Annotated in this window: 22 protein-coding genes and 1 other RNA gene; 8 read left to right on the forward strand and 15 right to left on the reverse strand. The window is 54.9% G+C overall.

All coding sequences use genetic code 11. From position 1 onward, the window contains the following. Nucleotides 1-25 precede the first annotated feature (25 nt). Complete coding sequence (gene ygfB / locus QQZ17_RS01685) at nucleotides 26-604, reverse strand: UPF0149 family protein YgfB (RefSeq protein WP_152402116.1); 579 nt, start codon at nucleotides 602-604, stop codon at nucleotides 26-28. A 166-nt stretch (nucleotides 605-770) separates the two neighbouring features. Here ygfB and zapA point away from each other — a divergent pair, with 166 nt between their 5' ends. The 3 genes from zapA (at nucleotide 771) to QQZ17_RS01700 (ending at nucleotide 1957) form a co-directional block, all read left to right on the forward strand. Further along, entirely contained in the window at nucleotides 771-1100 is a 330-nt protein-coding gene (gene zapA / locus QQZ17_RS01690; RefSeq protein ID WP_152402114.1) for a cell division protein ZapA, read from the forward strand. 41 nt (nucleotides 1101-1141) lie between these two features. Then, nucleotides 1142-1325: non-coding RNA, 6S RNA (gene ssrS / locus QQZ17_RS01695), on the forward strand. Nucleotides 1326-1345: 20 nt separating this feature from the next. Continuing rightward, entirely contained in the window at nucleotides 1346-1957 is a 612-nt protein-coding gene (locus tag QQZ17_RS01700; RefSeq protein WP_152402112.1) for a 5-formyltetrahydrofolate cyclo-ligase, read from the forward strand. Nucleotides 1958-2322: 365 nt separating this feature from the next. Here QQZ17_RS01700 and serA read toward each other — a convergent pair whose 3' ends face one another. Further along, on the reverse strand, nucleotides 2323-3555 hold the full coding sequence (gene serA, locus QQZ17_RS01705; protein ID WP_152402111.1) for a phosphoglycerate dehydrogenase: 1233 nt from the start codon (nucleotides 3553-3555) through the stop codon (nucleotides 2323-2325). A gap of 267 nt (nucleotides 3556-3822) precedes the next feature. Next, the gene (gene rpiA / locus QQZ17_RS01710) at nucleotides 3823-4482 is read right to left on the reverse strand and encodes a ribose-5-phosphate isomerase RpiA (RefSeq protein ID WP_042322083.1); all 660 of its coding nucleotides are present in this window, start codon (nucleotides 4480-4482) and stop codon (nucleotides 3823-3825) included. A gap of 159 nt (nucleotides 4483-4641) precedes the next feature. On the opposite strand from rpiA, the gene argP reads away from it, so the two are divergent. Next, entirely contained in the window at nucleotides 4642-5535 is an 894-nt protein-coding gene (gene argP, locus QQZ17_RS01715; protein WP_061075288.1) for a DNA-binding transcriptional regulator ArgP, read from the forward strand. A gap of 7 nt (nucleotides 5536-5542) precedes the next feature. Here argP and QQZ17_RS01720 read toward each other — a convergent pair whose 3' ends face one another. From QQZ17_RS01720 to serB, 4 genes are read right to left on the reverse strand one after another with little or no spacing between them, the layout of a single operon-like run. After that, nucleotides 5543-6442, reverse strand: coding sequence for a LysR family transcriptional regulator (locus QQZ17_RS01720; RefSeq protein ID WP_152402109.1), 900 nt, complete (start codon nucleotides 6440-6442; stop codon nucleotides 5543-5545). A gap of 22 nt (nucleotides 6443-6464) precedes the next feature. Next, nucleotides 6465-7697, reverse strand: a complete 1233-nt coding sequence (gene nadR / locus QQZ17_RS01725) for a multifunctional transcriptional regulator/nicotinamide-nucleotide adenylyltransferase/ribosylnicotinamide kinase NadR (RefSeq protein WP_152402106.1) — start codon at nucleotides 7695-7697, stop codon at nucleotides 6465-6467. Nucleotides 7698-7718: 21 nt separating this feature from the next. Next, complete coding sequence (radA, locus tag QQZ17_RS01730; protein ID WP_152402104.1) at nucleotides 7719-9101, reverse strand: DNA repair protein RadA; 1383 nt, start codon at nucleotides 9099-9101, stop codon at nucleotides 7719-7721. Between the two features lie 11 nt (nucleotides 9102-9112). Beyond that, nucleotides 9113-10081 (reverse strand): phosphoserine phosphatase, encoded by a 969-nt coding sequence (gene serB, locus QQZ17_RS01735; RefSeq protein ID WP_152402102.1) that lies wholly within the window; start codon nucleotides 10079-10081, stop codon nucleotides 9113-9115. Nucleotides 10082-10197: 116 nt separating this feature from the next. Here serB and QQZ17_RS01740 point away from each other — a divergent pair, with 116 nt between their 5' ends. Then, nucleotides 10198-10842 carry a YtjB family periplasmic protein gene (locus tag QQZ17_RS01740; RefSeq protein WP_152402101.1) on the forward strand — a complete coding sequence of 215 codons (645 nt, stop codon included), beginning with the start codon at nucleotides 10198-10200 and terminating at the stop codon, nucleotides 10840-10842. 25 nt (nucleotides 10843-10867) lie between these two features. Continuing rightward, a complete protein-coding gene (lplA, locus tag QQZ17_RS01745) occupies nucleotides 10868-11884 on the forward strand; it encodes a lipoate--protein ligase LplA (RefSeq protein ID WP_152402098.1) in 1017 nt (338 codons plus the stop codon). Between the two features lie 96 nt (nucleotides 11885-11980). On the opposite strand, the gene deoD is transcribed toward lplA, so the two are convergent. The 4 genes from deoD to deoC form a co-directional block, all read right to left on the reverse strand. Then, nucleotides 11981-12700: a purine-nucleoside phosphorylase gene (deoD, locus tag QQZ17_RS01750; RefSeq protein ID WP_061075292.1), complete on the reverse strand. Its 720-nt coding sequence runs from the start codon at nucleotides 12698-12700 to the stop codon at nucleotides 11981-11983. Nucleotides 12701-12805: 105 nt separating this feature from the next. Further along, on the reverse strand, nucleotides 12806-14029 hold the full coding sequence (gene deoB, locus QQZ17_RS01755) for a phosphopentomutase (protein ID WP_152402096.1): 1224 nt from the start codon (nucleotides 14027-14029) through the stop codon (nucleotides 12806-12808). 51 nt (nucleotides 14030-14080) lie between these two features. Next, entirely contained in the window at nucleotides 14081-15403 is a 1323-nt protein-coding gene (gene deoA / locus QQZ17_RS01760; RefSeq protein ID WP_046487019.1) for a thymidine phosphorylase, read from the reverse strand. 122 nt (nucleotides 15404-15525) lie between these two features. Next, entirely contained in the window at nucleotides 15526-16305 is a 780-nt protein-coding gene (gene deoC / locus QQZ17_RS01765) for a deoxyribose-phosphate aldolase (protein WP_152402094.1), read from the reverse strand. 261 nt (nucleotides 16306-16566) lie between these two features. On the opposite strand from deoC, the gene QQZ17_RS01770 reads away from it, so the two are divergent. Beyond that, entirely contained in the window at nucleotides 16567-18114 is a 1548-nt protein-coding gene (locus QQZ17_RS01770; RefSeq protein WP_152402090.1) for a YjjI family glycine radical enzyme, read from the forward strand. Next, complete coding sequence (locus QQZ17_RS01775) at nucleotides 18089-18952, forward strand: YjjW family glycine radical enzyme activase (protein ID WP_152402088.1); 864 nt, start codon at nucleotides 18089-18091, stop codon at nucleotides 18950-18952. The genes QQZ17_RS01770 and QQZ17_RS01775 overlap by 26 nt, the downstream gene beginning before the upstream one ends. A 127-nt stretch (nucleotides 18953-19079) precedes the next feature. On the opposite strand, the gene QQZ17_RS01780 is transcribed toward QQZ17_RS01775, so the two are convergent. The 4 genes from QQZ17_RS01780 to osmY form a co-directional block, all read right to left on the reverse strand. Beyond that, nucleotides 19080-19856: a metal-dependent hydrolase gene (locus tag QQZ17_RS01780; protein ID WP_152402086.1), complete on the reverse strand. Its 777-nt coding sequence runs from the start codon at nucleotides 19854-19856 to the stop codon at nucleotides 19080-19082. Further along, complete coding sequence (locus tag QQZ17_RS01785; protein ID WP_152402084.1) at nucleotides 19853-20926, reverse strand: patatin-like phospholipase family protein; 1074 nt, start codon at nucleotides 20924-20926, stop codon at nucleotides 19853-19855. The genes QQZ17_RS01780 and QQZ17_RS01785 overlap by 4 nt, the downstream gene beginning before the upstream one ends. A gap of 121 nt (nucleotides 20927-21047) precedes the next feature. Beyond that, nucleotides 21048-21209 carry a DUF1328 domain-containing protein gene (locus QQZ17_RS01790; RefSeq protein ID WP_003019081.1) on the reverse strand — a complete coding sequence of 54 codons (162 nt, stop codon included), beginning with the start codon at nucleotides 21207-21209 and terminating at the stop codon, nucleotides 21048-21050. Nucleotides 21210-21334: 125 nt separating this feature from the next. After that, nucleotides 21335-21952 carry a molecular chaperone OsmY gene (gene osmY, locus QQZ17_RS01795; protein WP_152402082.1) on the reverse strand — a complete coding sequence of 206 codons (618 nt, stop codon included), beginning with the start codon at nucleotides 21950-21952 and terminating at the stop codon, nucleotides 21335-21337. Nucleotides 21953-22016: the final 64 nt, after the last annotated feature.

Raw genomic sequence — 22016 nt, forward strand, 5'->3', positions numbered from 1 at the left:
GTGGCCTCCATTATCGTTTTACTTTTTAGTGTAGGGTCGGTTTACGCACTTCCGGTGCGGTCGGCGATTGACGGGTAAAGGTGTCGTGGCACAGCAGCGCGGCGACACGCACATACTCGATGATCTCTTCGAGAGACATCTCCAGCTCTTCCTGATCTTCATCTTCGTCATAGCCGAGCTGCGCGATGTTGCGCAAATCGTCGATGGCTTCACCCGTCTCGCCGGTCACTTTATCGAGCTTCGGCTGCGTGACGCCAAGACCAAGCAGGAAGTGATTAACCCATCCCGCCAGTGCATCGGCGCGATCGAAGACGCTCACGTCATCGCCTTCAGGCAGATAAAGCTGAAAAAGGAAACCGTCATCTTCCAGCGCGTCGCTGGTCGCGGAGTGCATTTTACGCAGCGCCTGAGCCAGTTCATGACCGAAGGCCAGTCCTTCATTCGTCAGGTCGTGAAGCAGCGGCTGCCAGGAGCTGTCGTTATTGCCACCGCAAATCATCCCGCTGATCAAACCATGCATTTCCGCCGGGGTCAGTCCGGCCCCTTGTTGGTTCAAATACTGGTTCATTTCACTGTAACCAGGCATTTCGTTCTGTATAGACATAAGCATTCGTCATCAAAGGGAGGATATTCATGGTATGCTACCACTTTGGACCCTGGTGAACCAGAATAGGGCTTGTATCTTCACATCAGGGTAGCTATAGTGTCGCCCCTTCGCGGACCCAGGGTCTGGAGACGAAGGCAGCGCAGTCAATCAGCAGGAAGGTGGCATGTCTGCACAACCCGTCGATATCCAAATTTTTGGCCGTTCACTGCGAGTGAATTGCCCGCCTGAACAAAGGGATGCGTTGAATCAGGCAGCGGACGATCTGAATCAGCGGTTGCAAGATCTGAAAGTTCGCACTAGAGTCACAAATACTGAGCAACTGGTATTCATTGCTGCACTGAATATTAGCTACGAACTGACTCAGGAAAAAGCGAAGACCCGCGACTACGCGGCGAGCATGGAACAACGTATTCGGATGCTACAACAGACCATTGAAGAGGCACTGCTTGATCAGGGTCGCATAACCGAAAAAACGAGCAAAAACTTTGAATAACACTTTTCGGTTTACTATGGTAGAGTGACCGTGAAGACAAAATTTCTCTGAGATGTTTGCAAGCGGGCCAGTCCCCTGAGCCGATATTTCATACCACAAGAATGTGGCGATCCATGGTTGGTGAGCATGCTCGGTCCGCCCGAGAAGCCTTAAGACTGTGACGACGCATTCACCTTGAACCAAGGGTTCAAGGGTTACAGCCTGCGGCGGCATCTCGGAGATTCTCCTTCTACCTGGCGACAGCCATGACATTACTCTCTGAACTCCCTTTATCACGACAAGCCCTTCGCCAGATGATCAGGCAACGTCGTCGTGCACTCACACTTTCGCAACAAATCGCCTTCGGTCAACAGGCCGCGACACGCATGCTTGCGTATCCGCCCGTCGTGATGGCACAGACGGTCGCTGTGTTTTTGTCATTTGATGGCGAACTTGATACCCAGCCGCTGATTGAACAACTCTGGCGGGCGGGAAAGCGAGTCTATCTTCCGGTTCTACACCCGTTCAGCCCCGGTAATTTGCTATTTCTGCACTACCACCCACACAGTGAACTGGTTACCAATCGGCTGAAGATTCAGGAGCCTAAACTGGACGTTCGTGATGTCCTGCCACTTTCGCAACTGGACGTGCTGGTCACGCCTTTAGTCGCGTTTGATGAACAGGGCCAGCGTTTGGGGATGGGCGGCGGATTCTACGATCGCACCTTACAAAACTGGCAACAGTATGGGTTGATACCCGTAGGGTACGCCCACGACTGTCAGCGCGTGGAGAAACTGCCGGTAGAAGAGTGGGATGTTCCCTTACCGGCCGTTGTGACACCATCAAAAGTATGGGAGTGCCAGGCGCTTCTTTGTTGATTGACACCGCCGTTTTTTTGACCTAGATTCCTCGGTAAGGGTGAGGGAGGCGAACCTCCTTCCTGCGTTTTCGCTGTTAATATGCTGGCCAGGCGATGATTAACAGGATAAGCAGCATGATGACATGACTCATCATCGTCCCTTTCCTTCTAAGAGCCCCTGCTTCGGTAGGGGCTTTCCCGTTTCAGCGTTGTGCTGCGCCTCTATCGTAATTTCCTTTTGTTGATGTACAACACGCAGTGAAGCCTTTAATCATCAATTGCGGCAAGGCTCGAAAACAGGATGTATGCGTTACCGAAGGGGATGAAGGGAAAACGAAGGAAGAAATGACGGGCAGACTCCACGCCTGCCCGCACAGGTGAGAATTAGTACAACAGACGCGCGCGAATGGTGCCCGGAATAGCCTTCATCGCCAACAGCGCTTTCTCGGCGACATCTTCATCCGCTTCAATATCAATAACGACATAGCCCATTTGTGCCGACGTTTGCAGATACTGCGCGGCGATATTGACGCCCTGCTCAGCAAAAATCTGGTTCAGAGACGTCAGCACGCCGGGACGGTTTTCGTGGATGTGCATCAGACGACGCCCGCCGTGCAGCGGCAGCGACACTTCCGGGAAGTTAACCGCAGAAAGCGTAGAGCCGTTATCGGAATACTTCGCCAGCTTACCCGCGACTTCCAGACCGATGTTCTCCTGTGCTTCCTGGGTGGATCCCCCAATATGCGGCGTCAGAATCACGTTATCAAAGTCGCACAGCGGTGAGGTAAACGGATCGCTGTTCGTCGCTGGTTCGGTCGGGAATACGTCGATTGCTGCCCCAGCCAGATGTTTGGTTGCCAGAGCATCACACAGTGCGGGAATATCCACCACCGTGCCACGTGCGGCGTTGATCAACAGCGAGCCTGGCTTCATCAGGGCAATCTCTTTCGCGCCCATCATGTTCTTCGTTGAGGCATTTTCCGGCACGTGCAGACTGACCACGTCGCTCATGTTAAGCAGTTCGGAAAGATGCTGAACCTGGGTAGCATTACCCAGCGGCAGTTTGTTCTCAATATCGTAGAAGTAAACGTGCATCCCCAGCGATTCCGCCAGAATACCTAACTGAGTCCCGATGTGGCCGTAGCCAATAATGCCCAGTCTTTTACCGCGCGCTTCAAACGAACCGGCTGCCAGTTTATTCCACACGCCACGGTGTGCTTTGGCGTTTGCTTCCGGTACGCCGCGCAGCAGCAGCAGCAGTTCGCCAATCACCAGTTCCGCCACGGAACGGGTGTTGGAAAACGGCGCGTTAAACACCGGAATACCGCGTTTTGCCGCCGCCGCCAGATCAACCTGGTTGGTGCCGATGCAGAAACAGCCGACGGCGACCAGTTTTTCCGCCGCGCTGATCACCTCTTCTGTCAGATGGGTACGGGATCGCAGGCCAATGAAGTGGGCATCACGGATGGACTCTTTCAGCTGTTCAGCATCCAGCGCCCCTTTGTGAAATTCGATGTTGGTATAACCTGCCGCCCGAAGGCTATCCAGCGCCTTTTGATGCACGCCTTCAACCAGCAGAAACTTAATCTTGTCTTTCTCCAGCGATACCTTTGCCATTTCCCGACCCTGTCTTTTTATGCAATCTGATGTTGTGTGTGTGGATTTGCATCCGCCTTTCAACATATCAAAAATAATGATTGCGGCAATATGAACGTTTGCGTCGCCCTGTTGAGGAGCGTTCATTCAGGGGCAAATGGTAGAGGAAAATGCTGGGGATAAGTTTTTCTTTGGAGAAATCAGCAGGGCAAGATTCAAAACGTGATACATGTCACCAAATTTGCCCCACAAAAAAATTTTAACCGGGGAAGCGCTCCCCCGGTAAGATCATTTCACGATGGTTTTGACGCCGTCAGCGGTCCCGATTAACGCCACATCCGCGCCACGGTTGGCAAACAGACCGACGGTAACCACGCCAGGAATGGCGTTAATGGCATTTTCCATCGCCACCGGATCGAGGATCTCCATTCCGTGCACATCGAGGATCACGTTGCCGTTGTCAGTGACCACGCCCTGACGATATTCCGGACGCCCCCCCAGCTTAACCAACTGGCGAGCCACTGCGCTACGCGCCATTGGGATCACCTCAACCGGCAGCGGGAAGTTACCCAGGATATCGACTTCTTTGGAAGCATCAGCGATACAGATAAATTTCTTCGCAACGGAGGCAATGATCTTTTCACGGGTCAGTGCCGCGCCGCCGCCTTTAATCATCTGCATGTGACCGTTAATCTCGTCCGCACCGTCAACGTAGACGCCAAGGCTGTCCACTTCGTTGAGATCAAACACAGGGATGCCGAGGCTTTTGAGTTTTTCGGTTGAAGCATCCGAACTGGAAACGGCACCTTCAATCTGGCCTTTCATGGTGCCCAGCGCGTCAATAAAGTGCGCGGCTGTTGAACCGGTACCTACCCCTACAATGGTGCCGGGCTGTACATACTGAAGTGCCGCCCATCCAACTGCTTTTTTCAGTTCATCCTGCGTCATGATCGTCTCGCCTTTGTGGAGAAAAATTCACGCGCATTATAGACCATTGCGCGGAAAAATCTTCCCGACCCGCTCCCAGGCTACGGATTTCGTCTTTACCCAATGCAAATTTATGTCATAGTGCAGGACAAACAAAAATTTCAGGAGTGTGTCAGAGCAATGAAACGTCCGGACTACAGAACACTACAAGCACTGGATGCCGTCATACGAGAACGCGGGTTTGAACGCGCGGCGCAGAAGCTGTGCATCACCCAATCTGCCGTTTCGCAACGCATCAAGCAGCTTGAGAATATGTTCGGACAACCGCTGCTGGTCCGTACCGTTCCGCCGCGTCCGACGGAGCAAGGACAAAAGCTGCTGGCGCTGCTTCGTCAGGTGGAGTTGTTGGAAGATGAATGGCTGGGCGATGAGCAAACCGGCTCTACGCCGCTGCTGCTGTCGCTGGCGGTCAACGCCGACAGTCTGGCAACCTGGCTGCTGCCAGCCCTGGCGCCGGTACTGGCCGACTCCCCTATTCGCCTCAACTTGCAGGTGGAAGATGAAACCCGCACCCAGGAACGCCTGCGTCGCGGTGAAGTGGTTGGGGCGGTGAGTATTCAGCATCAGGCGCTGCCCAGCTGTCTGGTGGATAAACTCGGCGCGCTCGACTATCTGTTTGTTGGCTCCAAAGCGTTCGCGGAACGCTACTTCCCGAACGGCGTCACCCGTTCCGCGCTGCTGAAAGCGCCTGCGGTGGCGTTTGACCATCTGGACGACATGCACCAGGCCTTCCTGCAGCAGAACTTCGATCTGCCGCCGGGCAGCGTCCCGTGTCACATCGTTAACTCTTCTGAAGCCTTTGTGCAACTGGCGCGTCAGGGCACCACCTGCTGTATGATCCCGCACCTGCAGATTGAAAAAGAACTGCAAAGCGGTGAGCTTATCGATCTCACGCCGGGCCTGTTCCAGCGCCGGATGCTCTACTGGCATCGGTTTGCGCCAGAAAGCCGTATGATGCGCAACGTCACCGACGCGCTACTGGCCTACGGTCACAAGGTGCTACGCCAGGACTGAGCCGCTCTTACTCTGCGCTGTAGAAGTGTCTGAGCTCATCGAACTGCATGGCAAATTCGATGTAGCTCATGAGCGCAGGAGAGTTCAGCTTACGGCTGGGATAAACCAGCCACAGATCGTTTCCCGCGACCGTCCATTCCGGCAACACCGGTATCAGGTCGCCCTTTTCGATTTTATCTTCCAGCATGAATGCCGGCAACAGCGTGATCCCAGCCCCTGCGATGGCGCTTTCGCGGGCATACACCAGATTATCCGTCAGATGCACACGGTCAGGCAGGTGCTGGTAATCTTCATCGTCCCGATGGAATAACCATTCAGACCAGGCCTTGTGTGCAATGCAATGGTGTTCAACCAGTTGACGGGGGTGGCTCAGCGGCGCAAAACGTGACAGGTAATCGGGCGAGGCCAGCAGATAGCGCGGACAATGGCCAATCATACGTCCAATCAGCGAGGAATCCTGCGGCTTACCGGTGCGCAACGCGACGTCAAAACCGCTGTCCACCAAATCCAGCATCGCATCGGAAATACTGACATCCAGATAAACATCGGGGTAGCGCTGCTGGAACTGCGTGTTCAGGCGCGCTAACAGCGTCGCGCCAATGCCTGCTGGCGAGGTGATGCGCAATCGTCCGCTGGGGTTGTCGCGCAGTCGCTGAACCGCATATTCTGCGCGTTCGCTGGCAGCGAGAATTTCCCGGCAGTGCACCAGATAGTGTTCACCAGCGTAGGTCAGGTTCAGTTTGCGAGTGGTGCGGTTGATCAGCCGAATGCCGACGTGCTGCTCAAGCTGACTGATGCGCTGGCTGACGCTCGACTTCGGCAGCCCTGCCTTCTTCGCGGCAACGGTAAAGCTGCCGTGTTCGGCGACCAGGGCAAACAGCGCCATATCCTGCAAGTGCTTAAACATCGCGTTCACCCTGCGGCGTGGGTCACCCCTGCTCGCCCATCATCTCTTTGACCAGTTCAACGCAGCGCAGGAAACGGCCATCGTAATCCGCCTCTTCAACATGCACGAAGTCGATATTATTTTCGAGCAACATCTCCACCAGCAGCGTCTGAAATTCTTTGCGATCCACGGAACTGCCGAGGCTGCGTAAACCGTCCGCCACCCATGGCGTGTTATTTTCCAGCAGGATCACCAGGTCAAAGCGATATTCATCGATCAATGCCTGTACAAATGGATGCTCCCGCCCTTCGTACTTTTTGCAGAAAGCCTGCGTGGTCACGAAGTCGGTGTCGATAAACGCCACTTTATTGGCATACTTCACTGCAAAATCAATATATTGTGCGTGACCCAGCGCGATTTTATCGTAGTCAGAATATTGCAGCGCCATCTCATCACCACCGAGGTGCGAGAAGACATAGTCGCGGCCATATTCCCACGCACTGGTGGTATTGAAGATATTCGCAAGCTTGTTGACCAGCGTCGACTTCCCGCTCGACTCTCCGCCCAGCACCGCCACGGTTCGCACGAAGAACGGCTTCACTTCGGTAGGAATGTACTCCCAGTAGCGGAACGGGTTTTCACGGATTTGCGCGCCGCTGATGCTCATAAAGGTACGTTTGGGATCGATGAGCACCGTTTCGATGCCCAGATGTTCCAGGTACTGTGGCGCATCGGCTTCCTCTGAGGTATAGATCCAGTTTGGCGCAATCCCCTTCTCTGCCATGAACGCCTTAGTGCCCTTACTCCAGACATCCCAACCGTGCGGATACGGCTCCATTCCCTCTTCATTGAAGGCATGAATGCGGATATTTTTCTGATACTTGAACGTTTGTAACAACCAGCGCAGGCGATCCGAAACGGTCGGCTGTTGAGACATGGCGCTGTCTTCAAACAGCGCGCGGTCACGGGTATCGTCATAGCCCATGATGATATGCAGTTCGTCCACCTGGCTACAGGCGCGCTGAATCAAATAAATATGACCGGTGTGCAGCGGATAAAATTTGCCAAACACCACGCCGATATTTTTCTGCTGGCGGGGAAATTCCAGCCCAAGGAAACGATGTAGCGCCTCCAGCTTTTGCGCGCTGGGACTTTTGATCTTGGCATTGAGGAGCTGGCTGAGATAGCCCTTGGTCATTCCACTGGCATCCGCCACTTGTTGCAGGGTACAGCCCTTTTGCTTAATCGCGGTTTTCAGATATTCAAATGACGACATGGGTAACCTCCGTTTCACTCATTATAAGTCGTCAAATACGTTTAACGCATCCGTCAGCTTCTTGACGCCGAAAACCTGCATCCCTTCTGGCGGCTTTTTCGGCACGTTGGCCGCCGGCACAATCGCGCGACGGAAACCGTGTTTTGCCGCTTCCGAAATACGCTCCTGACCGCTGGGCACCGGGCGAATCTCTCCTGCCAGCCCCACTTCGCCAAACACCACCAGATCCTGGGGTAACGGTCTGTCGCGCAGACTGGAGACCATCGCCAGCAGCAGCGCCAGATCCGCACTGGTTTCTGTGACTTTGACGCCGCCGACCACGTTAACGAACACATCCTGATCCGCCATTTGCAGACCGCCATGACGGTGTAGCACCGCCAGCAGAATCGCCAGACGGTTCTGCTCCAGACCCACTGCTACCCGCCGCGGGTTCGCCATCATGGAATGATCGACCAGCGCCTGAATCTCCACCAGCAATGGCCGCGTCCCTTCCCAGACCACCATCACCGAACTGCCGGAGGTGACCTCATCGCCACGGCTCAGGAAGATCGCCGAAGGGTTACTCACTTCGCGCAGACCCTGCTCGGTCATCGCGAAGACACCTAACTCATTCACCGCGCCAAAACGGTTTTTGTGGCTGCGCAGAGTGCGAAAACGAGAGTCGGCATCGCCATCCAGCAATACCGAGCAGTCGATGCAGTGCTCAAGCACTTTTGGCCCAGCCAGCGAGCCGTCTTTAGTGACGTGGCCCACCATGACAATCGCCACGCCGCGCGTTTTGGCAAAGCGTGTCAGGTAGGCTGCCGTTTCACGCACCTGCGCCACGCTGCCGGGCGATGACTGGATATCCGCCATGTGCATCACCTGAATGGAGTCGATCACCATCAGCTTTGGCTGCTCTTCTTCCGCAATCAGGCAAATCTGCTCAATGCTGGTTTCCGAAAGCATGTTGAGATTGCTGGTCGGCAGACCAAGACGGTGCGCACGCATCGCCACCTGCTGTAGCGACTCTTCCCCGGTGACGTACAGGGTTTTCATCTGCTCCGCGAGCTTACACAGCGTCTGCAATAACAGCGTGGATTTACCCGCACCGGGGTTACCGCCGATCAGAATCGCGCTGCCAGGGACGACGCCGCCGCCCAGCACACGGTCGAATTCTTTAAAGCCGGTGGAAAAACGCGGCAGCTCTTCCAGGCTGATGTCGGAAAGCTTCTGGACTTTTGCGACGCCCGCGCTCCCGGCATAACCACTGAGTCGCTCATTACGCGCCACCGTCGGCGACGCGGCCAGGCGCACCTCTGTGATGGTGTTCCAGGCATGGCAAGCGCTACATTGCCCCTGCCAGCGCGGATAATCCGCCCCGCATTCATTACACACAAAGGCACGTTTTGGAGCTTTTGCCACGTTTTACCTCGTTATTTCTGGTTCATGCTGCCGGAGAGAATGCAGAACACCCCCATCAGATCGGCGTGACGGATAGTAATCTCCGTCTTTTCATTCACTTTCGGCTTGGCATGGTACGCGATCCCCAGCCCCGCCGTTTTGATCATTGGCAGATCGTTAGCGCCATCGCCAATCGCCACCGTCTGCGCGATCGGGATTTCATACTCCTGCGCCAGTCGGGTCAGCGTTTTGGCCTTATACTGCGCGTCGACGATGTCGCCAGTCACGTTGCCGGTGAATTTACCGTCCATGATCTCCAGTTCGTTCGCCACCGCCGCCGTCAGACGCAGTTTCTCACGCAGATACTCGGCAAAGAAGGTAAAGCCGCCGGAGGCGATCGCCACCTTCCAGCCCAGCGTTTCCAGCTTCAGCACCAGCTGTGTCAGCCCCGGCATCAGCGGCAGATTTTCACGCACCTGATGCAGAATGTTGGCATCCGCGCCTTTAAGCGTCGCCACGCGGCTACGCAGGCTGGCGGTGAAGTCGAGTTCGCCGCGCATCGCGCGTTCGGTCACTTCCGCTACCCTTTCGCCGGTACCGGCCAGTTTGGCTATCTCATCAATACACTCAATCTGAATCGCGGTCGAATCCATGTCCATCACCAGCAGGCCTGGGGTGCGCAAATGCGGGATTTTCCCCAGCGGCGCAACGTCCAGTTGCGCATCATGCGCCAGTTTCGTGGCGCGAGGCGTGAGCGACCCGGCCAGGCGAATGACCTGATAGTCCTCGACGCACCACGCCGCGACAATCACCATCGCCGCCCCCAGTTTACTCTGGTACTGGGTCAGACGTTGTTTATCCAGCCCGCGTCCGTACAGCAGCCAGCCGCTACGTCCAGCGTGGTAATCCAGTGGCATCACCTCGTCACCACTCAAAGAAAGGGGCAAACCTGGCCATAAAGAGACATCTTCAGGCAAATCGCACCAGGTAATGTTAGGCATTAAAGCTCCTGTAAAATCATTCGGGCCGGAAAGGTTCTGGGGAAAATAACGCATGAGGCTACCTTGTAACCATCGCTTCTGGCAACATTAAGCCTCAAATTTTCAACAGGTGGAATATGGCTCGCGCAAAACTAAAATTCCGACTTCATCGTGCAGTGATTGTATTGTTCTGTCTCGCACTGCTTGTTGCGCTCATGCAGGGCGCGTCCTGGTTCAGCCAAAATCACCAGCGACAGCGAAATCCGCAGCTTGAAGAGCTGGCCCGCACGCTGGCACATCAGGTGACCCTGAACATCGCGCCGCTGATGCGAACCGAAACGCCCGACGAAAAACGCATCAAGACCCTTTTGCAGCAGTTGACGAAGGAAAGCCGTATTCTCGATGCCGGGGTTTATGATAATCAAGGCGATATGATCGCCCGGGCAGGCGAAAGCGTAAATGTGCGCGACCGTCTGGCGCTGGACGGTAAAAAAGCAGGCGGCTACTTCAACCAGCAGATTGTCGAACCCATTCAGGGAAAAAATGGTCCGCTGGGCTATCTGCGCCTGACGCTGGATACCCATACCTTAGCCACCGAAGCAAAACAGGTCGATAACACCACCAACATCCTACGCCTGATGCTGCTGCTTTCACTGGCCATCGGCGTAGTGCTAACCCGCACCCTGCTGCAAGGTAAACGTACCCGCTGGCAGCAATCGCCTTTCCTGCTAACCGCCAACAAGTCGGTGCCGGAAGAGGAAGAGAGCGAGAGAAAAGAGTAACTCATTACAGGAAAGGAAAACTGACATGTCGACACTTCGCCTGCTTATTTCTGACTCTTATGACCCCTGGTTTAACCTGGCGGTCGAAGAGTGTATTTTCCGTCAAATGCCCGCCACGCAGCGCGTGCTGTTTTTGTGGCGCAATGCCGATACGGTCGTCATTGGTCGGGCGCAAAACCCGTGGAAAGAGTGTAATACCCGGCGGATGGAAGAGGACAACGTGCGCCTGGCGCGTCGCAGCAGCGGCGGTGGCGCGGTGTTCCACGATCTCGGCAATACCTGTTTCACCTTTATGGCCGGGAAGCCGGAATACGACAAGACCATTTCAACGGCAATTGTCCTGAACGCGCTTAACGCGCTGGGCGTTGCGGCAGAAACCTCCGGGCGTAACGATCTGGTGGTGAAAACGGCGGATGGCGACCGTAAGGTTTCCGGCTCTGCCTATCGCGAAACCAAAGATCGTGGTTTTCATCACGGTACGCTGTTACTGAATGCGGATCTCAGCCGTCTGGCAAATTACCTGAATCCGGATAAAAAGAAACTGGCTGCCAAAGGGATTACCTCCGTTCGTTCGCGAGTCGCGAATCTCACCGAACTGCTGCCGGGGATCACGCATGAACAGGTTTGCGCAGCGGTGATCGAGGCCTTTTTCACGCATTACGGTGAGCGCGTTACGCCTGAGATTATTTCTCCGGACAACACGCCAGATCTGCCGAACTTCGCAGAAACCTTTGCCCGCCAGAGCAGTTGGGAATGGAATTTCGGTCAGGCACCGGCCTTTTCACATCTGCTGGATGAGCGTTTTGCCTGGGGAGGCGTTGAACTGCACTTTGACGTTGAGAAAGGACACATCACCCGAGCCCAGGTCTTTACCGACAGTCTCAATCCTGCACCGTTAGAGGCGCTGGCGGGACGTTTGCAGGGCTGTTTGTATCGTGCGGATAGGTTGCAACAGGAGTGCGAGGCGCTGCTGGCCGATTTCCCGGAACAGGAAAAAGAGCTGCGGGAATTGTCGGCGTGGATGACGAAAGCGGTTCGATAATCTACTGCAAGAATTGCCGGATGGCGGCTGCGCCTTATCCGGCCTACAACGCTTGTAGGCCCGGTAAGCGTGAGCGCCACCGGGCACAAAACAAAATTACGCTTTATCGCCCAGCAGAACGGATTCCAGCGCGATTTTGATCATGTCGTTGAACGTGGTTTGACGTTCAGCCGCCGTGGTCTGCTCGTGAGTACGGATGTGGTCAGACACGGTGCAGATAGTCAGCGCTTTCGCACCGAATTCTGCCGCCACGCCGTAGATACCCGCCGCTTCCATTTCCACGCCCAGGATGCCGTACTTTTCCATGACGTCGAACATTTCGCCGTCTGGAGAGTAGAACAGATCCGCAGAGAACAGGTTGCCGACGCGCGCGTCCACACCCAGTGCTTTCGCCGCTTCAACCGCGTCACGCACCATGCCGAAATCAGCAATCGCGGCAAAATCATGGTCTTTGAAACGAATACGGTTCACTTTGGAATCGGTGCAGGCACCCATACCAATCACCACGTCACGCAGTTTCACATCGGCACGCACGGCACCACAGGATCCTACGCGAATGATTTTCTTCACGCCGAAATCGGTGATCAGTTCTTTGGTGTAGATGGAGCAGGACGGGATACCCATACCGTGACCCATCACGGAAATCTTACGACCTTTGTACGTCCCGGTGAAACCTAACATGCCGCGAACGTTGTTTACTTCGCGCACATCTTCAAGGAAAGTTTCCGCAATGTGCTTTGCGCGCAGCGGGTCGCCCGGCATCAAAACAACATCAGCGAAATCGCCCATTTCTGCATTAATATGTGGGGTAGCCATCTTCAGTTCCCTTTTAATTTGAGTTTCTTTACCCGGTGGCACTTCGCTTACCGGGCCTACGGTTTTGTAGGTCGGGTCAGGCGCAGCCGCCACCCGGCAATGACCTTAGAACATGGCTTTGCCATATTCCATGTCGGACGTACCAAAGTATTTCGCCAGCGTCTGACCGATATCCGCAAAGGTTTCACGGTGACCTAACGAGCCCGGTTTCACTTTCGGGCCGTACACCAGCACCGGAATGTGTTCACGGGTATGATCAGTACCGGTCCAGCTCGGGTCGCAGCCGTGATCGGCGGTCAGGATCAGAATGTCATCTTCACCCACCAGCTCCATCAGTTCCGGCAGACGGCGGTCGAACAACTCCAGACCGGCGGCATAACCGGCGATATCGCGGCGGTGGCCCCAGGAGGAGTCGAAGTCCACGAAGTTGGTGAAGACAATCGTCTTGTCACCGGCTTCTTTCATCTCTTTGACGGTGGCGTCAAACAGCGCGTCCAGCCCCGTGGCTTTCACTTTTTTAGTGATGCCGCAGTTGGCGTAGATGTCCGCGATTTTACCGACGGAAACCACGTGGCCGTCTTTCTCTTCGACCAGTTTCTGCAACACGGTCGGCGCAGGCGGTTCAACGGCCAGATCGTGACGGTTACCGGTACGCTGGAAGTTACCCGCTTTGTCGCCGACAAACGGACGCGCGATAACGCGACCGATGTTATAGCCGCCTTCAGTCAGCTCTTCACGGGCGATTTCGCACAGCTCGTAAAGTTTATCCAGGCCAAAGGTCTCTTCGTGACAGGCAATCTGGAACACGGAGTCAGCGGAGGTATAGAAAATCGGTTTGCCGGTTTTCATGTGCTCTTCACCCAACTGGTCCAGAATCACCGTACCGGAAGAGTGGCAGTTACCGAGATAGCCCGGCAGGTTCGCACGTTTGACCAGCTTATCCAGCAGTTCCTGCGGGAAGCTGTTTTCGTGATCGCTGAAATAACCCCAGTCGAACAGCACCGGCACACCGGCAATTTCCCAGTGGCCAGACGGCGTATCTTTACCGGAAGAGAGCTCATGCGCCCAGGCGTATGCGCCAATCACTTCCGCGTTAGCATCCATACCGGCTGCGATTTTGCCGGTAGACCCTTCATGCGCTTTCACCAGACCCAGGCGGGTAAGGTTTGGCAGATTCAGTGGGCCTTTACGACCTTTGTCAGCCTCGCCTTTGGCACAGGCTTCAGCGATGTGCCCCATGGTGTCGGAACCGACGTCGCCAAAGCGATCCGCGTCTTCCGTCGCACCAATACCAAAGGAGTCCAGCACCATAATAAATGCACGTTTCATCTTGTTCTCCATTCATCTGCGCTGCAAAAAAGCGATCAGATCAGTATATCGCTATTCGGTAATGCGACGATAGACCGTTGGTGTGCTTTCCGGCGCTTTATCGTCAAGGATTATTGCCGCTTTGACGGCTTTCGCCGCCTCCTGCCAGCTGGCTTCATCTTTCGCGTGGATCACCGCCAGCGGACGCTGTCCGTCAACGCTGTCGCCCAGACGGGCCATATCGGTAAAGCCGACGCTGTAATCAATGGTATCCGAAGCCTGGCGACGACCGCCGCCCATCGACACTACCGCCATGCCCAGTGCACGGGTATCCATCGCACTGACGAACCCTTCACTATCAGCATAAACCGCTTTACTGAGCATTGCCGTCGGCAGGTATTTCGCGTAGTTCTCAACGAAGTCGGTCGGGCCTTTCTGGGCGGCAACCATACGTCCAAAGACATCAGCCGCTTTACCGTTATCCAGCACCGCCTGCAGTTTCGCCCGCGCGTCGGCGTCGTCTTTCGCCAGGTTGCCGGAAATCAGCATTTCAACACACAGCGCCATCGTCACATCGAACAGGCGTGGATTGCGGTATTCGCCGGTCAGGAACTGCACCGCTTCGCGCACTTCCACCGCGTTACCCGCACTGGATGCCAGTACCTGGTTCATGTCAGTTAGCAGTGCGGTTGTGCGCACGCCCGCGCCGTTGGCAACACCAACGATCGCTTCCGCCAGCGCTTCAGAGAGTTCATAGGTCGGCATAAACGCGCCGCTGCCGACTTTCACGTCCATGACCAGCGCGTCCAGCCCTTCCGCCAGTTTTTTCGCCAGAATGGAGCCGGTGATAAGCGGAATAGAATCCACCGTCGCGGTGATATCGCGGGTGGCATAAAAACGTTTGTCCGCCGGTGCGAGCGAGCTGGTTTGCCCGATGATCGCCACACCCACGTCCTTAATGATTTCGCGGAAACGGTTGTCGTCCGGGAAGATATCAAAGCCCGGGATCGCTTCCAGTTTATCGAGCGTACCGCCGGTATGACCCAGCCCGCGGCCCGAGATCATCGGAATGTAACCGCCGCAGGCCGCTACCATTGGGCCAAGCATCAGCGACGTCACATCGCCCACGCCGCCGGTGGAGTGTTTATCCACGATCGGTCCGTTCAGATTCAGGCTCTTCCAGTCCAGGACAGTTCCTGAATCCCGCATTGCCATGGTCAGCGAAACGCGTTCTGGCATAGTCATATCGTGGAAGAAAATGGTCATCGCCAGGGCAGCAATCTGCCCCTCAGAGACTGTGTTGTCACGAATACCGTTGATAAAGAAACGAATTTCTTCATCACTCAGCGCATGACCATCACGTTTTTTACGAATAATTTCTTGTGCGAGAAACAAGGGAACCTCCATGGGGAAAAGAGTTTGCAGGCGGTTTTGCCGGATGGCGGCTAACGCCTTATACGGCCTACGGTGATATGTCGTAGGCCTGATAAGCGAAGCACCATCAGGCACTTAGCACCTTAGTAGCTGCTTGCGCTTTTACCGTCGCCGTGGCCGAGCGCTTTCAACAGGCTTGCCAGCAGACTGGATGCGCCAAAACGGTAGTGACGGGAATCCGCCCAGTCAGCGCCAAACAGTTCGTCAGCAATAGCGAGGAACTGCTGAGCGTCTTCTGCACTACGCACGCCGCCTGCCGGTTTGAAACCCACGGTTTTGGATACGCCCATATCGCGGATCACTTCCATCATGATGCGTGCACTTTCCGGCGTGGCGTTCACTGGCACTTTACCGGTAGAGGTTTTGATGAAATCCGCACCGGCTTTAATCGCAATTTCTGATGCTTTACGAATAAGTTGCTCTTCTTTCAGCTCACCGGTTTCGATGATCACTTTAAGCAGTACGTTTGCCGCCGCACAGGCGTCTTTACAGGCTTTAACCAGATCGAAACCGACCTGTTCGTTACCGGCGATCAGCGCGCGGTACGGGAATACCACGTCCACTTCGTCCGCCCCGTAGGCAATCGCCGCACGGGTTTCCGCCAGCGCGATCTCAATGTCGTCGTTGCCATGCGGGAAGTTGGTAACGGTTGCAATACGGATATCCGGGGTGCCCTGCTCTTTCAGCGTTTTACGTGCAATCGGGATAAAACGCGGATAGATGCAGACTGCTGCTGTGTTGCCGACCGGGGTTTTCGCCTGATGACACAGCGCGATCACTTTTTCATTGGTGTCGTCGTCATTCAGGGTGGTCAGGTCCATCAGTTTCAGTGCGCGCAGGCTGCTTGCAGTTAAATCGCTCATAACATTCTCCAACGGCGTCGCCGTATAAAATTTTCACCTTGCGGGTCTGTTAGTATTCTAACATCCACTCGCTATTACACTTCGATATACATCACAGTTAATGAAAACTACGTACAAATTTGCATTACTGTAATGAGATCAACTTCAAATAATCTCCCTTTTCTGTCGCTTTCTTCTCCACTCAGGCGCATCAGGATCAAAGTGCTAACAGCACATCTTTCTACAATGACATGATGATCTTCGGCCGATAAAGGAATCACGATGCCCACGCCCCATGAAACCGCGCTGCAACAACGTTGTCAGCAAATCGTCACCAGTTCACTCTTCAGCCCAGAACAGAAACGCCATTTTCTCGCGCTGGAAGCAGAGAACAATCTGCCTTATCCCGCACTGCCCGCCGGGGCCCGTCAGGCACTGGACGACGGGGTTATCTGCGATATGTTCGAAGGTCACGCGCCGTATAAACCGCGCTATGTACTTCCCGATTACGCCCGTTTTCTGGCCAACGGTTCAGCCTGGCTGGAACTGGAAGGGGCGAAAGATCTGGACGATGCGCTGTCCCTGCTGACCATTCTGTATCACCACGTGCCTTCCGTTACATCGATGCCGGTTTACCTGGGGCAACTGGATACGCTGCTGCAACCGTATGTTAGAATTCTAACACAAGAAGCGATCGATATTCGAATAAAACGTTTCTGGCGTTATCTCGACAGAACGCTGCCTGACGCATTCATGCATGCGAATATTGGCCCCGCCGATACCCCCATCACTCGAGCCATTTTACGCGCCGATGCAGAGTTAAAGCAGGTTGCGCCTAACCTGACGTTCATCTACGACCCGGAGATAACACCCGATGATCTCCTGCTGGAAGTGGCGAAAAACATTTGTGAATGCAGCAAGCCACATATTTCCAACGGGCCGATAAATGATAAAATTTTCACAAAAGGCCACTATGGCATCGTCAGCTGTTACAACTCTCTGCCCCTTGCCGGCGGCGGCAGCACGCTGGTTCGTCTCAATCTGAAAGCCATTGCCGAGCGCAGTACCTCTGTCTATGACTTCTTTAACCGCACGCTGCCGTACTATTGCCAGCAGCAAGTCGCCATCATCGATGCGCGATGTGAGTTCCTTTATGAAAAATCACATTTCTTTGAGAATAGCTTCCTGGTGCAGGAAGGACTGATCGATCCACAACGTTTTGTACCGATGTTCGGTATGTATGGTCTGGCGGAGGCGGTTAATCTGCTGTGCGAAAAAGCGGGCATGAACGCGCGCTACGGCAAAGATGAGACGGCGAACGATCTGGGCTATCGCATCAGCGCCCAGCTTGCTGATTTTGTTGAAAACACGCCGGTGAAATACGGCTGGCAGCAGCGCGCCATGCTGCATGCTCAGTCGGGGATCAGTTCGGATATCGGTACCACCCCAGGCGCGCGTTTACCCTATGGTGATGAACCGGATCCAATCACCCACCTACAGACCGTCGCGCCACATCATGCCTATTATCAGTCCGGTATCAGCGACATTCTGACGCTCGATGAAACCATCAAGCGCAACCCACAGGCGCTGGTACAACTCTGTCTGGGCGCGTTCAAAGCGGGAATGCGAGAGTTTACCGCCAATGTTAGCGGCAACGATCTGGTCCGCGTCACGGGGTATATGGTGCGCCTGTCCGATCTGGAAAAATACCGCGCCGAAGGCTCGCGGACCAATACCACCTGGCTGGGTGAAGAGGCCGCGCGTAATACGCATATTCTGGAACGCCAACCTCGTGTCGTGAGTCATGAACAGCAGATGCGCTTTCGTTAGTAAGGTTATTCCTTTCTCCTGCGTGGACGGGCCGGGTAGTCGTCTGGCCCTGTTTCTGCAAGGGTGTAATCTGCGCTGTAAGAATTGCCACAACCCGTGGACGATGGGACGCTGCAATGACTGCGGTGAGTGCGTCCCGCAGTGTCCGCATCAGGCGCTGAGCTTCAATGCCGGTAACGTTGTCTGGCAGGCAGAGGTTTGCGAACAGTGTGACACCTGTTTGCAAATGTGCCCGCAACAGGCGACGCCGATGGCACAGACGATGAGCATTGACGACGTGCTGCGCCAGATCCGCAAAGCTTCACTGTTCATTGAGGGGATCACCGTCAGCGGCGGCGAAGCCACGACGCAACTGCCTTTCGTTGTGGATTTATTTACGGCGATTAAGGCCGATCCGCAGCTACAGTCACTTACCTGTCTGGTCGACAGCAATGGATTGTTGAGCGAAACCGGCTGGGAGAAATTGCTGCCGGTTTGCGATGGCGCGATGCTCGATCTCAAAGCCTGGGATAGCGCACGCCACATTGCCCTCACCGGTCGGAATAACGCGCAGATCAAGCGCAGCATTACGCTGCTGACACAGCGGGGAAAACTGGCGGAACTGCGTCTGCTGGTGATTCCTGGACAGGTGGATTATTTACAGCACATTGATTCGCTTGCGGTCTTTATTTCGCAATTGGGCAATGTGCCAGTGCGGTTAAATGCGTTTCATGCGCATGGGGTCTTTGGAGAAGCGAGTGAATGGGCGAGCGCTACACCAAACGACGTGCAGCAACTGGCAACGGCATTACAGCAACGCGGCGTGGATAATCTGATCTTTCCGGCGTTGTATTTATGACCTGCCGGATGGCGGCTGACGCCTTATCCGGCCTACAAAAGCTACATATGCCGACCGTAGGCCTGATAAGCGAAGCGCCATCAGGCATGCAACTACTGGATGGTGGGCCAATCAATCGTATGATCGCTTATACATCAAACAATGTGGTCGTATTGCGATACAGCGCGTCAGCAATCAGCTCTGCGGGTTCCGGACGTAATTCGCACAACACCCCGAACACTCTCGCCACCTGCTCCGGACGATTAGGCTGCCCCTGAAAACCATTCAGCGGCATATCCGGCGCGTCGGTCTCCAGCAGTAGCGCCTCCAGCGGCAGTCGCGCCATCACATCGCGGGTTTTACTGGCGCGCGGATAGGTGATCGTTCCACCCACCCCAATCTTATAGCCCAGTTGCACAAAACGCTCCGCCTGCTGCAGGCTACCAGCGAAACCGTGCACTACGCCGGTTCGCGGCAGATCCTGACGCTTAAGATGCATAGCCAGCCTGTCATGCGTGCGCCGGGAATGCAGGATTACGGGTAAATCGTAGCGTCTGGCCAGTTGCAGCTGTGCTTCCAGAAACCGTTCCTGCTTCGCGAACTGCGGATCGTCGCGATACAGATCCAGACCGATCTCACCAATAGCAATCACCTTTGCCGGACGCGTCTCCAGCGCATGTTGCAGACGCGCAAGATCCTCATCAGTATGTTGCTCAATCACAATGGGATGCAGTCCCAGTGCGGCATACAGCGGGGAAAAACGTTCCGCCAGCGCCCGCACGCGGGCAAAGTTTTCCGCTGCGGTGGCCGGAATAATGATCTTCTCAACGCCCGCTTCGCCGGCGAGTTGCAGGCTGTGGGCTTCATCCCCCGTGAAAGGAGGGAAGTCAAAGTGACAGTGGGTGTCGATAAAGCGAAAACTCACGCCAGATCCTCATTACTGAATGTCGTATCGTTAGCCTGCGGCGCATCGCTCAGCGCCGCCACATGGGCATCGTTGGCGACCGGTGCCGGCGGAACCACCACCGGCGTCGGCGTGACGGTCGGCAGCAGGTGGCGCGATAACGGCGGCTCAGCTGCCAGCAGTTTTCCCACGGTCGCCAGGAAGTAGCGCCCGCACAGTCGTCCAATTTTATAGTCTTCCCGCAGCGCCGGAATACGACTTCCCAGCGCCATACTTTTCAGCGGTTTCGGCGGGTAAATTTCAAAGATCTTCAGCTTGCCCGGTGGTTTTTCAATGAATCGCTGAATTTCCGTATAACTGGCTTCGTGGTGCTGGACCAGATTGACCAGCGGCTGCAGGCTGCTTTCGCCCAACCAGCGCTCCATCCGCTTGAACCACTGCGGGGTGTAATACATTTGCGAAGGCACCGTGCGGATCACCACCAGCGTTTTCGCCCCCTGCTTCACGGCCTCGCGAACCGGAATTGCATCGCTGATCCCGCCATCGAGATAATTGATCCCCTCCAGCGACACGCCGCTACGATAGAACCCCGGGATCGCACTGGACGCCCGGATCAGATCGAGCCAGTTTTGATTGTTGGGAGAGAAATAGTTCGGCGTGTAGTCATCACCCCGACAGGCGCACATGTAGAACGATTTCCCCGTTTCGAACAGGCGCGAGGCGGTATCCATCTGCAATGGCATCTGAGTCGCCGTGGACTCCACCAGCCAGTCGAGATCGATCAGATTCCCGCCACGCACAAAGCGTACCGGGTCAAAGAATTCACGTTTGGTGGTATAGCGCATGATGACTTTGCGCCCATAGCCGGGCTGGTTGCACAGATAGGCCGACAAATTTTGCGCCCCCGCTGAAGTGCCGTAATAGAGATCGAACGGATTAAACTGCGCGCGCATGAACTCATCCAGTACACCTGCGGTAAAGATGCCACGCTGCCCGCCCCCCTCGCAGACCAACGCCAGGCGACCCGGTTTAAACGTTCTTAATGACAACGGCGCAATATTGCCGAGCGTGACGGGTATACGCTGCCCCACCTCTGCCTTCCTGTTTTTTATTGTGTAAAGTGCCAAAGTAACGCAAATAGGCGGCGGCTAAAACCGAAAAAGCCAGTCCACCGGACTGGCTTAACAACAGAATCATGGTGTGGTTTAGGCGCTAGGGCCGCTTACGCCCTGTAAACAGGCTGACCAGGAAGAGAATAATCCCGACAACGAAGACAATTTTCGCCGCACCCGCTGCGGTGCCGGCCAGTCCACCAAATCCCAAAGCGGCGGCAATTAACGCGATAACCAGAAATATAATGCCCCAACGAAACATACGCTTCTCCTTTACCATAGTTAATATCGACCGCTTGATATGAGCGCTCAGGCCACTCATTCACGCTATTGTTTGTGTCGTGCCCATGACGTCCTCCGACCCAGGTCGGAGGAGAAAACGAAGACTTACTGCGCTTTCAGATCGTTTTTGACGCTTTTTACGCCATCAACGGCTTTTGCAATGCTCTCAGCACGCTCAATTTGCGCCTGAGAATCAACGGTGCCGGAAAGTTGGACCACGCCATCGGTCGTTTCAACTTTCACTTTGCGGGAAGGAACGATGTCATCCGCCAGCAGTTTCGCTTTAATCTCGCTGGTCGTTGCCGTATCGCCGGCATAGCCTTTCACGGAGTCTGATTTGCTGTCGCGAACGTGGAGTTTGTCGCTGACGGAAGTGACGCCTTCAACGCCTTTCGCTACATTCACGGCCTCTTCCGCCTGCGCCTGGCTTTCAACGAAGCCGCTCAGCGTCACCACTTTCTGATCGGTTTTGACGGAAATATCGGTGCTCTTAATGCTTTCATGATCCACCAGTGCCGCTTTCACTTTCGCGGTAATGGCGCTGTCATCCATGAAATTACCGACTTTATTCATAGAGCTATCGACTTTCTGCCCTGCGCTTTCTACACCGGATTGCGCTTTATCCATTGTGGTGTTTTCTGCATACGCAGAACCCGTTGCCACAGCGGAGGTCAACATCACGGCCAGCAGAGTTTTAGAAATCTTCAGTCTTGTCATAATCATCGATTAATTCCTGTATGGTTTGCTCATAATTTGAGCTCAGGCAACATAAGGTTGCATTGCTGAA

It is taken from the genome of Citrobacter sp. T1.2D-1 (assembly GCF_950098555.1).
GTDB classification, from domain to species: Bacteria; Pseudomonadota; Gammaproteobacteria; order Enterobacterales; family Enterobacteriaceae; genus Citrobacter_A; species Citrobacter_A telavivensis.

Excerpts from the sequence above, each read along its gene's own strand:
- QQZ17_RS01700 (WP_152402112.1), top strand. The coding sequence starts at position 1,346 with ATGACATTACTCTCTGAACTCCCTTTATCACGACAAGCCCTTCGCCAG.
- QQZ17_RS01775 (WP_152402088.1), top strand. The coding sequence starts at position 18,089 with ATGAACAGCAGATGCGCTTTCGTTAGTAAGGTTATTCCTTTCTCCTGC.
- rpiA (WP_042322083.1), bottom strand. The coding sequence starts at position 4,482 with ATGACGCAGGATGAACTGAAAAAAGCAGTTGGATGGGCGGCACTTCAG.
- zapA (WP_152402114.1), top strand. The coding sequence starts at position 771 with ATGTCTGCACAACCCGTCGATATCCAAATTTTTGGCCGTTCACTGCGA.
- deoC (WP_152402094.1), bottom strand. The coding sequence starts at position 16,305 with ATGAGCGATTTAACTGCAAGCAGCCTGCGCGCACTGAAACTGATGGAC.
- serA (WP_152402111.1), bottom strand. The coding sequence starts at position 3,555 with ATGGCAAAGGTATCGCTGGAGAAAGACAAGATTAAGTTTCTGCTGGTT.
- deoB (WP_152402096.1), bottom strand. The coding sequence starts at position 14,029 with ATGAAACGTGCATTTATTATGGTGCTGGACTCCTTTGGTATTGGTGCG.
- argP (WP_061075288.1), top strand. The coding sequence starts at position 4,642 with ATGAAACGTCCGGACTACAGAACACTACAAGCACTGGATGCCGTCATA.
- QQZ17_RS01770 (WP_152402090.1), top strand. The coding sequence starts at position 16,567 with ATGCCCACGCCCCATGAAACCGCGCTGCAACAACGTTGTCAGCAAATC.
- deoD (WP_061075292.1), bottom strand. The coding sequence starts at position 12,700 with ATGGCTACCCCACATATTAATGCAGAAATGGGCGATTTCGCTGATGTT.
- QQZ17_RS01720 (WP_152402109.1), bottom strand. The coding sequence starts at position 6,442 with ATGTTTAAGCACTTGCAGGATATGGCGCTGTTTGCCCTGGTCGCCGAA.
- serB (WP_152402102.1), bottom strand. The coding sequence starts at position 10,081 with ATGCCTAACATTACCTGGTGCGATTTGCCTGAAGATGTCTCTTTATGG.
- ygfB (WP_152402116.1), bottom strand. The coding sequence starts at position 604 with ATGTCTATACAGAACGAAATGCCTGGTTACAGTGAAATGAACCAGTAT.
- QQZ17_RS01740 (WP_152402101.1), top strand. The coding sequence starts at position 10,198 with ATGGCTCGCGCAAAACTAAAATTCCGACTTCATCGTGCAGTGATTGTA.
- osmY (WP_152402082.1), bottom strand. The coding sequence starts at position 21,952 with ATGATTATGACAAGACTGAAGATTTCTAAAACTCTGCTGGCCGTGATG.
- nadR (WP_152402106.1), bottom strand. The coding sequence starts at position 7,697 with ATGTCGTCATTTGAATATCTGAAAACCGCGATTAAGCAAAAGGGCTGT.
- QQZ17_RS01790 (WP_003019081.1), bottom strand. The coding sequence starts at position 21,209 with ATGTTTCGTTGGGGCATTATATTTCTGGTTATCGCGTTAATTGCCGCC.
- lplA (WP_152402098.1), top strand. The coding sequence starts at position 10,868 with ATGTCGACACTTCGCCTGCTTATTTCTGACTCTTATGACCCCTGGTTT.